We start from the raw sequence: 13128 nt of genomic DNA on the forward strand, positions 1-13128 counted from the left end.
TCACCCGGCGTCAGGAGCCAAGCGAGCAGTGTGAAAGACACCGTGCCGCCGGAAGTGGGCGTTCACGTCGTCGGGGACGTGCCGTCGCATGATCGTTGCGACCCGCACCTCGTCCCCGCGTTCCTGCCGCGCGGAATAGGCGAGGACCCGCGTGCTGCGCTCCTCGATGGTGACCGGTGCGTCGATCACGGCGGCGATGGCGTCGGCCAGCCCGAAGGGATCACCCGCCTCGGCGCCGACCGCCCGCGTGCCGGAGTCCGCGTAACCCTCGCCCCGCGCCTGCACCTGCGGTTTCCGTAGGGAAACGATCGTCACGGCCGCATGACGGTGCGTGTGCACCGCTCCCGGACGGCTCGTGAGCCGCCTTGCAGGTGCGGCGCCCGCACGGTGCGCCCAGGCGCCGACACCCGCGGACCTCGGGAGGACTCCGCGGAAATCACCTGTCGGTGGCGGGAATTGAACGGTTGCGGCCACCGCACCGTATCTCTCCATATCCGTGCCCCGTGGGGCACCGGTCCGCGATGTGAGGAGGGCACCATGACTGACCCTGGTATCCCGCAGCTCCAGGCCCTGCCGGACGGAGACGCCGAAGTTTCGCTGGTGATTCGTCTGCAGTGGGAGGACGTTGCCGCGCTCGGTCAGGACGCCGCCCGGCTGGCTGCCCGGTGGAAGCGCCCGGTGACCCTGGACGAAGCTGCCAGCCAGCGGCTGCGCATGCGCCCGCCGGCCACTCATGCCAAGACGGTGGGACAGGAGCGGGCGCAGCCCGCGGTGGCGTCCACGACGGTGTCGCCCCTGCCGTCCCGTTCCCCTCAGGAGCAGGCACGCCAAGCGATAGAGAAGATCAATGGCAGCACCGGTCATGAGACGGCGTAGCGCGGCGACGCACTGAGGAGAGCGGCGAAGAATCCTGGTCTCCTGGGGCAGGCAGGGGGTCCGGCAGCATTGAACTGCCGGACCCCCTGCCCGCTGTGTTTCCCTGCGGCGCACCGGACCTCCGATCCTGTCCGCAGCGGAGCGAGCGGCCACCGTCCGGCCGAAGGTCCGGCCGAAGGCAGGCGGCCCTCCCTGCCCCGCCGAAGCGCTGCGCCAAGAACCGCAGACTGGGCCGACCGAGCGAAGATCCTCGGCCCAACGGCTCAACGCGGGCCCGCAGTGCGTGCTGCCCGGGCCCCGCCGGTGATTCTGTGACGAGCCGGGCGCGACCGGCGCGGTGTCCCGCCAGGACGGGGCCGAGCACCGAGGAGGCAGCCCATCGTGAACTCCACCGCCGGTGCAGTACGAGAGCCGGCGCCGGCGCGGCTACGGGACATCCGGCCCGGCGGACCTGGCCGGCGGCGTGGCCCGCCCGCCGGTGACACCGAGGCGGCCCTCTCCTGAACGTCCCGAGCAGCAAAGGCACGTAGGCATGCACACCACGGTCACACTGCTGGCGGACGCTCCGGCCCAACTGCTCCCGGCCAGGCAGCTGATGGCATTCACCCTGGCTTCCCACATCATTCTGGTGCCGCTCGGCGTGGCCCTGCCGCTGATCACCCTGGTGATGCACTATCGCGGCCTGCGCCGGAACGACCCCGTCGCACTGCTCCTCGCCCGGCGCTGGTCGGCCGTCATGGCGGTGCAGTTCGCGGTCGGCGTCGTCACCGGCACCGTGCTGTCCTTCGAGTTCGGACTGCTCTGGCCGGGCCTGATGGGCAAGTGGGGCGGTGTCTTCGGGATCGGATTCGGCGTCGAGGCATGGGCCTTCTTCCTCGAAGCGGTGCTCATCTCGATCTATCTGTACGGCTGGCGGCGGCTGAAGCCTGGCACCCACTTCCTGCTCGGCCTGCCCCTTCCGGCCGCCGCCCTGCTCGGCGCGTTCGGAATCCTGGCGGCCAACTCGTGGATGAACACGCCCCAAGGATTCACCCTCGATGCCGACGGCAGGCCCGCGGACGTCCACATCTGGTCGGCGATCTTCACCCCCATGTTCGGCCCCCAGTACTGGCACTTCGTCGTGGCGATGTTGGTCACCGCGGGATACACCGTCGCCGGCGTCTACGCCGCCGGCTGGCTGCGCGGCCGCCGCGACCGTTATCACCGGCTCGGCTTCACCGTTCCCTTCACCCTCGCCGCGGTGTTCACCCCCGTGCAGATGCTGCTCGGCGACTCCATCGCCCGGTCGGTCTTCCACAAGCAGCCGGTGAAGTTCGCCGCGACGGAGATGGTCTGGCGGACCGACACCCACGTACCGGAGTACATTTTCGGCCGTCTGCACCCCGACGGCAGCATCTCCGGCGGCATCAAAATCCCCCAACTCGACTCCGTTCTGGCCGGGTTCACCACCAAGACGAAGGTGACCGGGCTGACCTCCGTCCCGGCGAGCGACCGACCGACGGCCGCCCAGGCCACCATCGCGCACTGGGCCTTCGACCTCATGGTCGTGATCGGCTCACTGCTGCTCCTCCTCGCACTCTGGTACGGCTGGTGCCGGCTGCGGCGCCGTCGGCTGCCCCGGTCACCGTGGTTCTTCCGCGGTGCGGCATGCGCGGGTGTCGCCTCCGTCGTCGCCGTCGAATGCGGCTGGGTCACCGCCGAAGTGGGACGCCAGCCCTGGATCGTCTACCAGCACATGCGGATCGGTGAGGCGGTGACGGCGACCCGCTCCACCAGTCTGTGGATCATGCTCGGTCTGGTGATGGTGGTGTATGTGTTCATCTTCGGCTCGCTGCTCGCCGTGCTGCTCAAGATGCGTACCGGCTGGCGGCTCGCCGACGCGCGACCGGCGGCGGGGGAGCGGCAGGAGGGACCGGAGACCGACACCCCCTACGGGCCGCGCTCGCCGGTGCCGGCCGGCCACCCGCCGTCGTCCGACGGGACGGGGGCGGAACCGGCCGAGGACGGCCGGCCATGATCGCCGCCGTCATCGCCGTGGCGATGCTGCTCGCCGTGGCCGCCTACACCTGCGCCGGCGGCACCGACTACGGAGCCGGGTTCTGGGATCTGACCGCAGGTGGCGCGGAGCGCGGCAAGCGCCCCCGATGGCTGATCGACCATGCCATGGCCCCCGTATGGGAGGTCAACAACGTCTGGCTGGTCTTCCTCTTCGTCATCATATGGACCGGGTTCCCGATTCTCTTCCAGACCGTGTTCTCGGCGATGTGGCTCCCCTTGGCCCTGGCCGCCGTCGGCCTGGTTCTGCGCGGCGCCGGCTTCGCACTGCGCAAGCCCGTCCGCCGCATCGCGGGACGACGCCTGTACGGCGCCGTCTTCGCCATCTCCTCGCTGCTCACCCCGTTCTTCCTCGGCGCGGCCGTCGGCGGTATCGCCTCGGGACGGGCGGTACCGGGAACGGCGGCGTCGGCTCACGCCTGGGCCAACCCGACCTCCATCCTCTTCGGGCTGATCGCCATCGTGTCGACGGCGTTCCTCGGCGCCGTGTTCCTGGCGGCCGACGCCGCCCGCTACGGCGCACCCGACCTGGTCGGCTACTTCCGGCGGCGGGCGCTGGGCAGCCTCGTCGCGCTCGCCGTACTCGCGGCGATCATGCTGACCGTCACCCGGAGCGACGCCCCGCACGTCTGGCACGGACTCACCCACGGCGTCGGCCTCGGCCTCGTCATTCTGGCCGGAGTCTGTTCCCTCGCCACCGGGTGGCTCCTGCTGCGCCGCTCCGGAGCCTGGTCCCGGCTCACCGCCGTCGGCGTCGTCGCCGCGGCGGTCATCGCCTGGGGAGCCGCCCAACGCCCCTATCTCATCCCCACATCCCTGACCGTGGCCGAGGGCGCCGGCGCTCCCAGCAGCCTGCGGTGGGTCGGCCTGGTCACCCTCGTGGCCGTGGTACTCGTCTGCCCGGCGGTGGCCTTCCTGTACTGGCTGGACACCCACGGCGAGCTGGAACCGCTCTCCGGCACCGACCTGCACCAACCCGACCTGTACCGGACCGAGCCGGGCCGCGATGACCCGCCCCTTGCGGAACACGGCGGCACCCACGATCCGGGTAGCGGCGAACCGAAGGATCCGTCACCCTGACCGACGACGCCGGGAGCGGGCTTCTCCTGCGCGGCGGTTGTCAGCAGCGCTCCGCGACGTGGCGCCCGGCGCCGGCGGGGCGGACCTCGCGATCGCGCAGAGAGATCGAGAGGGCCTTCCCCCAGGCGCGGCAGGCTGTGGTGAAGTCCGTCTTCTCGTATTCGATGACGAAGATCCGCTGGGCGTAGGCCTCGGCGAAGTCGGTGCACTCCTGGTAGCGGGCGCACTCCTCGACGACGGCGAAGTCGAAGCCGATGCGACGGTGTTGCGGCAGCAGGTCGGTGGTGTTCTTCTGGGCGATGGCCAGGTGCCGCTGGTGGGCGCGGCGGGCCAAGAGCTGGGCGAAGGCCGCGGCATGCCGGGAGGTGAGCTTGCCGTCGGACCGCTCGTAGGAGTCGAGGTTGTCGGGTTCCACGGCGTCAAAACCGGCCTTGGCACAGCCGTCGATCCAGGGACCGACGATGTCCATGAGTGCGCGGCGTTTGGCGCCGGTGGAAATATCGAGCAGGGGCTCGTTCCAGTCCTCGTCGATGACGGGCTCGCCGCGCCCATCCCGCAACAGCAGCTCGGGGTGGCGGTCCTTCCATACGCCGGCCGCGTCGGGCTGTGCCTGGAAGGCGTTGACGTAGCAGATGTTGTAGAGACCGGGGGCGGGCCGGGCCGTACGGTCCCGGGACACGGCCCGGACCCCGGCGGGCGGGGGATAGGCCCCGCCGAGCTGATAGTCGAAGACGGCGTTCGCCGTCGGCGGCCGTACCGCGGTCGGGGCGGCCGCCCCGCCGGTCGGCGCAGATGTCCGGGAGCCGGCGGCTTCCGGAGTGCGAGGGCCGGAGCACGCCGTGCTGAGCGCCATGACCAGGACGAAGGCGCCGACGGCGAGGGGGCGTGAAGAGTGCACAGGCGGAGCTTACGGGCGGGTGGCGCGCCCAAAGGCCGGTGATGGCGCCCTCAGGGACGGTTCACACCAGACGGGCGGCGATCTCCTGGGCGCAGGTGTGCAGCGCGGGCAGGTGGCTGAGCAGCTCGTCCCGCGAGGTGAGGACGACGGTCGCGCCGAGGGATACGGCCAGCGGCGGACGGCCGGAGGTCTCGCCGCCCGGCACGGCGACCGCGACGGACCGCACCCCGACCTCGTTCTCCTCGTCGGCCTCCGCCCAGCCCTGGGCCCGCACCCGTGTCAGCTCCTCGCGCAAGGCGTCGCGGGTGGTGACCGTACGGGGGGTGACGGGCGGGAGCGGCGCGGTCATCAGTGCCTCCCGCTCACGCTCGGTCTGCGCCGCAACGAGGGCCTTTCCCAAGGACGTTGCATGCCACGGGTTGCGGGTCCCCTCGGCGCTGCGCAGCTGCAGATGCTGGGTGCCCTCAAGGGTGAGGACGAGAAGGACCTCGCTCCCGTCCAGAACTCCGGCGATGGCGGGGAGACCGGTACGGGCGGCCAGGCGGCGCATGGGGCCCGATGCGGCGGACCACCCGGCGTCGGACCGCTGGAAGCCGCGGGCGAGTTCCAGAACGCGTACGCCGAGCGCAAACCGCCGGGTGTCCTCGTCGTAGGCGACGAAGCCCTCTTCGGCCAGCCGCCCGAGCAGCCGGTGCGCGGTGCTCACGGGGAGCTGCGCGCTGCGGGCGATCGCGCTGACGCCGGCGCCCGCGGGCAGCTCGGACAGCACGGTCAGCAGCCGCAGTCCACGGCCGAGCATGTCGTCGCCCGATTGCCCGCTCACCGCTGCGCTCTCCTGGTCACTGTCGCCGTTCCGTCCCTGCTCGGGGCCGCGCCGCGGGCGGGTGACGGCCTCCCGGCCACCCGCCTCGCCCGCGCCCTGCCCGTTATCCGTCCGGGCCGCATCATCCGCACGGTCCGCCCGCCGGTGTGTGCTGGTGCTCCGGCCGGTTCACCGTACCCGTTGGATGCGCGGTGGCGGATCCGGGCGCCGCGGCCCGGGGCTCGCGAACGGTGAGCATCAGGGCGGCGGACAGCAGGGTGCAGGCGGCCATGAAGCCGAAGGCCCCCGCATTGCCGAGACCGGTGCCGCGCACCCAGCCGACGAGGTAGGTGCCGGCGAACGAACCGAGCGCTCCCAGGGAGTTGACGAGGGCTATCGCGGCGCCGGAGACACCGGCCGGCGCCAGTTCGGAGACGAGCGCGAAGTAGGGGCCGTACGGCGCGTACATGCACAGACCGGCGACCACCAGCAGCGCCAGTGCGAGCGGGAAGTGCGGGCCGGCCGCGTAGCTGCCGAGGAGGGCCAGGGCGCCGGCCGCGAGCCAGGGCCAGACCGCGATCCGGCGGCGTCCGCTGCGGTCGGACAGGCGGGAGTTGAGCAGCATCGCCACCGTGGCGAACGCATACGGCACGGCCGACAGCAGGCCCGTTGCCCCGATGCCGTCGCCGGAGCCCTCCTTGATGATGGCGGGCAGCCAGAAGATGAAGCCGTACATGCCGAAGGACCAGAAGAAGTACTGGGCGGCCAGCAGGAGGATCGGCCGGGAGCGCAGCACCTTGCGGTACACCCGCCCGGTGTCGATGGCGGAGGGGGACGGCACGGGGACGACGGACCCGGCGGTGTGCCGCTCCGTGGTCAGTGCGGTCTCCAGCGTGGTGCGTTCGGCGTCGCCCAGCCAGCGGGCGTCCGCGGGCCGGTCCTTGAGCAGCCGCAGGCACAGCAGGCCCCACACGACCGAGGGGGCGCCCTCCAGGACGAACATCAGACGCCAGTCGGAGACGGAGATCAGCCAGCCCGAGACCGCCGACAGCCACATGACGGTGACGGGATTGCCCAGGATCAGCAGGGTGTTGGCCCGGCCCCGCTCGCCCTTGGTGAACCACCGGCCCAGCAGCATCACCATCGACGGGAGCACCGCCCCCTCGACCATGCCCAGCGCGAAGCGCACCGCGATGAGCTGGCCGGGGCTGCTGAGCAGGCCCTGCAGCACGGCCAGCAGACCCCAGGTGACGGTGCACCACGCGACGAGCCGGCGGGCGCTGCGCTGCTCGGCGTAGATGGTCCCGGGGATCTGGAAGAGGAAGTAGCCGAGGAAGAAGGAGGCGGCGATCAGCGAGTCGAGTCCGGCGGACAGACCGAGCTCCTTGGCCATCCCGCCCGCCGAGGCGATCGCGTAGTTGGACTTGTCCAGGTACGCGAGCGAGTACGTGACGAACGCGATCGGCATCAGATGCCGGGCGCGGCTCGACGACCAGAATCCCGCGGCGGGACGGGAGGGAGACGTCATCGTCATCCCGGACCCCCTTATTTCCGTGTGATGGAAAGTGTTTCACTGGGCGGGAAGACGTTATGAGGGCGACGCCGACGGGTCAATGGGTTCGGCAGCGTGGCCCGCCCCACATCCGTCCGCGGACGGTGGCCGTCCGGCCCCTGCCGCGTATCAGCGAGAGCGAGCAGCAGATGCAGCACACCCCCGCCCCGGCCGGTGCGGTCGGCCGGCACGGCGTGGACGTCCTCGTGCCCTGGCCCGACCTGGACCGGCGCCACGGCGCCTGGCCGGCCGGGATCGGCGTCCATGTGTGGGACGGGCTCACCCCGGCCGGGGAACTGTCCGACGAGACGCTTGCCCGTGTCGGCCTGTGGGTGTTGCCGTACGCCGTGCCGGGTGCCGAGCGGCTGCTGCCGCGGCTGCCGGAGCTGCGGGCGGTGCAGTCACTGAGCGCGGGGGTGGAGAAGCTGGTCCCGCTGCTGCCGTCGGGGGTGGCGCTGCACAACGGCCGTGGTCTGCATGACGCGAGCACCGCCGAGCATGCGCTCGGTCTGATCCTGGCGGCACAGCGCGATCTGCCCCGGTGGGTCGCCGACCAGCGCGCCGGTCGGTGGGAGCCGCACTTCACCCGGTCCCTGGCCGACTCACGTGTCGCGGTGATCGGATACGGGTCGATCGGCGCGGCCCTGGAGCGGCGCCTGCTCGCCTGTGAGGCGGACGTGGTGCGGGTCGCCCGCCGAGCCAGGCCCCAGGAGAAGGTCCATGCCGTCGACGAACTGCCCGCGCTGCTGCCCGAGGTGGACATCGCCGTGCTGGTGCTGCCGGAAACGCCCGCGACCACGGGCCTCTTCGGGGCGAAGGAGCTGGCGGCGCTGCCGGACGGCGCGCTGGTCGTCAATGTGGGACGCGGCCGCACCCTGGACACGGCGGCGCTGCTGCGGGAGGCCGATGCCGGCCGGCTGCGCGCCGCACTCGATGTCACCGACCCCGAGCCGCTGCCCGCCGGTCATCCGCTGCGCACCGCTCCGGGCGTCCTGATCACCCCGCATGTCGCGGGCGGGTCGGCCGCGTTCCGCCCGCGAGCCGAACGGCTGGTGGTCGAGCAGGTGCGCCGCTTCGCGGCCGGCCTGCCACTGGGCAACGCGTACCCCGTCTGACCGGGCGACCGGCCGGACCGGCGCCGGGGGCGGTAGTGCTGCGGCCGTCGGCCCGCCGGCGGAGCCGGGCGCGGGCGAGGCACAGGGAGCGTCGGAGAGTGGGGGAGATCCCGCGAAAAGTGTGCCTCCCGGCCCGGAGGAGCGGGCCGGGAGGCACGGTGGCCGACGGCTGCAAACGTCCGTCCCGTGCCCGCAGGCGCGGGGCGGCCCCCCGGTGCAACCGTGCGGCTCCGCCGTGGTCGGCTCAGCGCTTGACCACGAACGCCTGGCCCTTCTTCGCGTCGGAAGAGCAGGACGTCTTCTCCGCAGTGGTCATCTTGCGGGTCTTGACGGTCACCGCATTGCTCTGCCCGTCCGTGCCGTTGTCCGCCGGCCCGGTGACCGTGTCCGGGACGAACCAGAAGTAGTGACCCCACTTCGGGCTGTCGTAGTGCGTCTGCCAGGTGCCGGAGACGGCCTGCATCACCTGTGCGCGGGAGATCCAGCCCACCTCGCCGGGCTTCACCGTCATGTTCAGGGAGCTGTTCTCGGTGTGCGAACTCGTCCAGGTGTGGCTGTAGGTCGCGGTGACACTGAGATCGATGAGACCGGCGATGTTTCCGCCGGCGGTGACGGAGACGCCTGCGGAGTCCGTGGAGCCCACGGTGTCCGCCCAGCCCATCGACTGGGTGGCATCCGAAGTGCTGCAGTTGTAGAGGGAGTTGGAGACCTGGCGGAAGTCCCCGAGGTATGCCTTGCCGAGGGTCGGCTCGTTGAAGCTGCACTTCCCCTCACCGGAAGCGCAGTCGGCTTTGAGCTGGTCCCGGGTCGGTTCGTCGGCCGCGGCAGCCGGTATGGCCATCGCCGCGACCAGGCCCAGTGACGCCGTGGTCAGCGCCAGCAGCCGGCTTCCGTGGCGGATCGTTCTGCTTTTCGTCATCGTGCTGTTGCCTCTCGCCCAGCCTTGTGGAAGCGACGAGTACGTGTGGCATTCGTCGCTGTTGCGTTTGAGACTGGTGTGAAATCTGTGACAACTACACCAAGGATTAGTAAAGTTGTAGTTGATAGTGAAACAGACCCTTTACAGGGGACCGAAACGGAGGCAGCATCAGGTCCCGCCGTGACTCCGGAGAGCCGGTCGTCGGGCGTTACCCGGCGGCGCCCGCCCCGTTGAGGACGGTGTGCACGGCCCGCGCCACAAAGCCTTCCTCAAGGGGGAGTTGGCGCAGCACGACACGCACCCACGCGGCCCCGGCCAGCAGGTCCACCAGCAGCATGGGGTCGGTGTCCGCCGTGATCTCGCCGCGTGCCACGGCCCGGTCGAAAACAGGCTGCTCGCGGGCGATCCGGTCGGCGAAGAAGTCCTGCACATGAGCGGCGAGTTCCGGGCTGTGGGTGACGGCGCCCAGTACGGACACGGCGATGTCGGAGGCGGGCCGCGTGGTGAGCAGGGTCACCATCGTGTGCAGCAGGGCCTCCAGGTCCCCTTCGAGGCTGCCGGTGTCGGGAGCCGTGAGCTCCAATTGGCGGGCGCCGATGAGTGCGGCGCCCAGGAGCGCCCCCTTGGAAGGCCACCAGCGGTAGATCGTGGTCTTGTTGACGCCGGATCGCTGGGCGACTCCCTCGATGGTCAGCCCCTCGTAACCCTTCTCCGCGAGCAGATCCAGTGTGGCGTCGAAGATCTCCTGTGCTTTCCGTGGGCCGCCGCTTCGCCGTGTCCCGCTCCGCTCCTCGCTCATGAGAGGAGATTAGCATCAGAAGCAACGCAACGTTGCGTTGCATTTGAGGTAGCGTGCCGGGCATGGAGCCCAATGAAGCCGGTCTGCCCATCGTTTTCGTGCACGGCACCCGGGTGAGCGCCACGATGTGGCAACCCGTGATCCACGCCATCGGAAGGCGTCATCCCACGGCGGCGCCCGACCTGCCCGGCCACGGGAAGCGGCGAGGTGAGCCGTTCAGCATCCCCGGCGCAGTGGAGGCGGTGGCCGAGGCCGTGGACGAACTCGGCGGCCGCGCCCTGCTCGTAGGGCTGTCCCTGGGCGGCTATGTCGCGATCGCCACCGCCGGTGCCCACCCGGACCGGGTCCTCGGCGCGGTGGCCATGGGCTGTACGGCGCTCCCGCGCGGACTCTTCGGTGCCGTCTACCGGGGAGTGGCCCGGCTCGCGGCCGGACATCCCCAAGAGGCCGATCGGCTCAGCGCGTTCGCGTTCCGCCGCGTCCTGCCCCGCGCTCAGGCGCACGCCATGGTCGCGGGCGGCCTGAGCTGCGAGGCCACTCCGGGCGTCGTCAAGGCCGTGCGCGAGATGGACCCGCTGGCGTCGCTCTCCGCGTACCCGGGCCCGGTCTGGCTGGTGAACGGCGAGCGCGACCACTTCCGCCGCAGCGAACGCCTCTTCCTCCGGGCCTGCCGCGACGGTCGCCTCGTCATCCGGCCGGGGTGCGGACGCATCACCAGCCTCACCGATACGACGGCCCTCACCCGTCAAGTCCTCGATGCCGCCGCGGTCGTCACGGCCCGGACGTACGGCTCCTCGACGCCGGAAGGAGCGCGGTGACCGCCCGAGTGTGGAGCGTGGAGGAAACCCTGGAAGCCCCCCTCCCGCCGCACGGCGTGGGCCTGGTTCCCACCGGAACCCCGGCCGCCCGGCGCGCCGCACGCCACCGCACCGGCATACGGATGACTCGCCGCCGACCGGACGCCGGGTGCCGGACGGCCCCCTGAACCGTTCCGGTCCCTCCCAGGCACCGCCGAGCCGCTCCCGCGATCCGGTCAACAAACCGGCTATAAGTCACAAAACGCCCACCAATCCCGCGTGCGGCAGCCGCCCGGAAGAGACGTTCCGGGCGCAAAGCGCAAGATCCGTCCCCTCTTCCCCTTTTGCTCCACAGCGGGGTACTTCTGGTTCCTGTGCGCACCCACCGCACCTTCACCTCCCACCCGGACCAGGAAGGACGGACCTGTCATGACCGACAACCCGCTACCCGAGGCGGTGCCGGAGGAGGGGACCGGCGGCTGGCACGTCGACGCGCGCTGCACCAACTGTGATGTCGCCAGGCAGCTCGCCCCCGATGTGATCCGCGAGAAGAACGGCCGGGCGGAAGTGATCCGGCAGCCGCAAAGCGACTCGGAGGCCCGGCAGTTGTATGCCGCCGCTTTCGCCTGCCACACCCGGTCGATCCGTCACCCCGCGCAACGCCTCACCCCCGACCTCGACCCCTTCCCCCTCGCACTGGACGACACCGTCCAGCTCTGCGGCCACAACTCACCCCACACGGCGGGTGCGAACTCCTACTTGCTGCGCCGGCCCACGGGACACTCGATGATGATCGACACGCCTCGGTGGAGCAGCGGTCTGGCCGCCCGGTACGAGGCACTGGGCCCCATCACCGACGTCTTGCTCACACACCGCGACCACGCGGCGCACGGCCGCCGCTACGCCGACCGGTTCGGGGCCCGGCTGTGGATCCACGAGGGCGATCTCGACGCCGCTCCGGACGCGGACCGCATCCTGCGGGGCACCGACCCGGTCGAGATCGGGGAGGGGGTTACGGCGTATCCGCTCCCCGGCCACACGCGCGGCAGCGTGCTCTACCTCGCCGATACGCGGTACTGCTTCAGCGGGGACAGTTTCTACTGGTCGCGCACCACAGCCGATCTGGAGGTGGCCGCCGCCGTCACCTGGTACTCGATCGTGGAACTGGCCGCTTCCCTGACCCGGACCGCCCCTCGGCTGCGCTTCGAGTGGGTGCTGCCCGGCCACGGCGACCGCAAGCGGCTCCCCGCCGCGGACATGGCGCACCGCCTCCGGCAGTTGACAGCCCGCACCCACGAACTCCGGCCGCAGCCCGTCGACTTCACCGCGGTCCGTTGGTGACTGCGCACACGTCCCTCAGGCGGCCCGGGTGGCCACCACCAGCCGGCACCGCGGGCTGCCGTCGGGGCGCCGGCCGAGCTCAGGCAGGGCGCAGAGCTGCACATCGAAACCGGTCCGCATCAGCTCCGCCCGCACCTCGGTGAGCGGGAACGTCCGGTAGTACATGACGAAGCTCGGCCGCCACAGTGCGTTGCGGACCCGCATCGCCGCGTCGAAAGCCAGCAACGTCCAATAGCCGGGCGACCCCGGCCGCGCAGGAGCCCCGATCGGGAAGACGAACCGGCCACCGGGCCGCAGCACGGAGTGCACCTGCGAGAACAGCCCCGGCCGCTCCCGGGGCAGAAAATGCCCGAACGCGCCGAAGCTCACCGCGAGATCGAAGACCGGTCCGAAGGGGAGCGCCCGAGCGTCCGCACGCACCCACTCGGCAGACGGGACGCCCGCGGTCACCCGCTCTCGGGCGCGGCCCTCGGCGAGCATTCCCGCACTGAGGTCGACACCCGTGACCCGCTCCCGGCAGATCTGCCGCAGCACGTCCATGCCCGCCCCGGTGCCGCAGCACAGGTCGAGGCCACTGTCGAACGGTCCCAGCCGCTGCAGCGCCCGCGACACGGGCGTCAGGATCGCGTCCGGGGTCCGGAACGGCGTGTGGTCGAATTTCGGCGCGAGCAGGTCATAGCCGCGCTCGATGGAGGACAGTGCCTGCACGGCGAGTTCACGGAAGGTGGGGCCCTGAGGTGCGAACATTGACCTCAGCATAGAACTGGTCCACACCTCGCCGCTTGGGCCGCGCCGTGTGGTACCGTCCGAATGGAACGCACTTTCGCTCGCCGCTCTTACGGCGCCGGTGCGTCATGTTCCCCCATCGCATTCCCCTCGCTGTGGCGCCCGTCC

13 protein-coding genes are annotated in these 13128 nt (G+C 71.2%); 6 read left to right on the forward strand and 7 right to left on the reverse strand.

Going from position 1 to position 13128, the window contains the following annotated elements:
* Positions 1-315 (reverse strand): hypothetical protein, encoded by a 315-nt coding sequence (locus ACWGI6_RS06305; protein WP_453266409.1) that lies wholly within the window; start codon positions 313-315, stop codon positions 1-3.
* Positions 316-537: 222 nt separating this feature from the next.
* Between ACWGI6_RS06305 and ACWGI6_RS06310 the strand changes: the two genes are divergently transcribed.
* The 3 genes from ACWGI6_RS06310 to ACWGI6_RS06320 all read left to right on the forward strand — a co-directional run bounded on the left by ACWGI6_RS06310 (position 538) and on the right by ACWGI6_RS06320 (position 4011).
* Positions 538-876, forward strand: coding sequence for a hypothetical protein (locus ACWGI6_RS06310; protein WP_393905126.1), 339 nt, complete (start codon positions 538-540; stop codon positions 874-876).
* 532 nt (positions 877-1408) lie between these two features.
* On the forward strand, positions 1409-2893 hold the full coding sequence (locus ACWGI6_RS06315; RefSeq protein ID WP_453266410.1) for a cytochrome ubiquinol oxidase subunit I: 1485 nt from the start codon (positions 1409-1411) through the stop codon (positions 2891-2893).
* The gene (locus ACWGI6_RS06320) at positions 2890-4011 is read left to right on the forward strand and encodes a cytochrome d ubiquinol oxidase subunit II (RefSeq protein WP_453266411.1); all 1122 of its coding nucleotides are present in this window, start codon (positions 2890-2892) and stop codon (positions 4009-4011) included. Before ACWGI6_RS06315 ends, ACWGI6_RS06320 begins: the two co-directional genes overlap by 4 nt.
* A gap of 40 nt (positions 4012-4051) precedes the next feature.
* Here ACWGI6_RS06320 and ACWGI6_RS06325 read toward each other — a convergent pair whose 3' ends face one another.
* The 3 genes from ACWGI6_RS06325 to ACWGI6_RS06335 all read right to left on the reverse strand — a co-directional run bounded on the left by ACWGI6_RS06325 (position 4052) and on the right by ACWGI6_RS06335 (position 7245).
* Entirely contained in the window at positions 4052-4864 is an 813-nt protein-coding gene (locus tag ACWGI6_RS06325) for an endo alpha-1,4 polygalactosaminidase (protein ID WP_453266505.1), read from the reverse strand.
* Between the two features lie 106 nt (positions 4865-4970).
* A complete protein-coding gene (locus tag ACWGI6_RS06330; RefSeq protein WP_453266412.1) occupies positions 4971-5732 on the reverse strand; it encodes an IclR family transcriptional regulator in 762 nt (253 codons plus the stop codon).
* Positions 5733-5853: 121 nt separating this feature from the next.
* On the reverse strand, positions 5854-7245 hold the full coding sequence (locus ACWGI6_RS06335) for an MFS transporter (protein ID WP_453266413.1): 1392 nt from the start codon (positions 7243-7245) through the stop codon (positions 5854-5856).
* 167 nt (positions 7246-7412) lie between these two features.
* Between ACWGI6_RS06335 and ACWGI6_RS06340 the strand changes: the two genes are divergently transcribed.
* Positions 7413-8378 carry a 2-hydroxyacid dehydrogenase gene (locus ACWGI6_RS06340; protein ID WP_453266506.1) on the forward strand — a complete coding sequence of 322 codons (966 nt, stop codon included), beginning with the start codon at positions 7413-7415 and terminating at the stop codon, positions 8376-8378.
* A gap of 244 nt (positions 8379-8622) precedes the next feature.
* Here ACWGI6_RS06340 and ACWGI6_RS06345 read toward each other — a convergent pair whose 3' ends face one another.
* Together ACWGI6_RS06345 and ACWGI6_RS06350 are read right to left on the reverse strand one after the other, a co-directional pair.
* Positions 8623-9297, reverse strand: coding sequence for a hypothetical protein (locus tag ACWGI6_RS06345; protein WP_453266414.1), 675 nt, complete (start codon positions 9295-9297; stop codon positions 8623-8625).
* A gap of 208 nt (positions 9298-9505) precedes the next feature.
* Positions 9506-10096 carry a TetR/AcrR family transcriptional regulator gene (locus ACWGI6_RS06350; RefSeq protein ID WP_453266415.1) on the reverse strand — a complete coding sequence of 197 codons (591 nt, stop codon included), beginning with the start codon at positions 10094-10096 and terminating at the stop codon, positions 9506-9508.
* A 62-nt stretch (positions 10097-10158) separates the two neighbouring features.
* On the opposite strand from ACWGI6_RS06350, the gene ACWGI6_RS06355 reads away from it, so the two are divergent.
* Together ACWGI6_RS06355 and ACWGI6_RS06360 are read left to right on the forward strand one after the other, a co-directional pair.
* Positions 10159-10914, forward strand: a complete 756-nt coding sequence (locus ACWGI6_RS06355; protein WP_453266416.1) for an alpha/beta fold hydrolase — start codon at positions 10159-10161, stop codon at positions 10912-10914.
* Between the two features lie 408 nt (positions 10915-11322).
* The gene (locus ACWGI6_RS06360; RefSeq protein ID WP_453266417.1) at positions 11323-12234 is read left to right on the forward strand and encodes an MBL fold metallo-hydrolase; all 912 of its coding nucleotides are present in this window, start codon (positions 11323-11325) and stop codon (positions 12232-12234) included.
* 15 nt (positions 12235-12249) lie between these two features.
* Here ACWGI6_RS06360 and ACWGI6_RS06365 read toward each other — a convergent pair whose 3' ends face one another.
* Entirely contained in the window at positions 12250-12981 is a 732-nt protein-coding gene (locus ACWGI6_RS06365) for a class I SAM-dependent methyltransferase (RefSeq protein WP_453266418.1), read from the reverse strand.
* Positions 12982-13128 lie beyond the last annotated feature (147 nt).

Source organism: Streptomyces sp. NPDC054786 (assembly GCF_053611685.1).

Coding starts and splice junctions, on each gene's coding strand:
- ACWGI6_RS06310 (WP_393905126.1), top strand. CDS start 538: ATGACTGACCCTGGTATCCCGCAGCTCCAGGCCCTGCCGGACGGAGAC.
- ACWGI6_RS06315 (WP_453266410.1), top strand. CDS start 1,409: ATGCACACCACGGTCACACTGCTGGCGGACGCTCCGGCCCAACTGCTC.
- ACWGI6_RS06320 (WP_453266411.1), top strand. CDS start 2,890: ATGATCGCCGCCGTCATCGCCGTGGCGATGCTGCTCGCCGTGGCCGCC.
- ACWGI6_RS06325 (WP_453266505.1), bottom strand. CDS start 4,864: ATGGCGCTCAGCACGGCGTGCTCCGGCCCTCGCACTCCGGAAGCCGCC.
- ACWGI6_RS06335 (WP_453266413.1), bottom strand. CDS start 7,245: ATGACGATGACGTCTCCCTCCCGTCCCGCCGCGGGATTCTGGTCGTCG.
- ACWGI6_RS06340 (WP_453266506.1), top strand. CDS start 7,413: ATGCAGCACACCCCCGCCCCGGCCGGTGCGGTCGGCCGGCACGGCGTG.
- ACWGI6_RS06345 (WP_453266414.1), bottom strand. CDS start 9,297: ATGACGAAAAGCAGAACGATCCGCCACGGAAGCCGGCTGCTGGCGCTG.
- ACWGI6_RS06350 (WP_453266415.1), bottom strand. CDS start 10,096: ATGAGCGAGGAGCGGAGCGGGACACGGCGAAGCGGCGGCCCACGGAAA.
- ACWGI6_RS06355 (WP_453266416.1), top strand. CDS start 10,159: ATGGAGCCCAATGAAGCCGGTCTGCCCATCGTTTTCGTGCACGGCACC.
- ACWGI6_RS06360 (WP_453266417.1), top strand. CDS start 11,323: ATGACCGACAACCCGCTACCCGAGGCGGTGCCGGAGGAGGGGACCGGC.
- ACWGI6_RS06365 (WP_453266418.1), bottom strand. CDS start 12,981: ATGTTCGCACCTCAGGGCCCCACCTTCCGTGAACTCGCCGTGCAGGCA.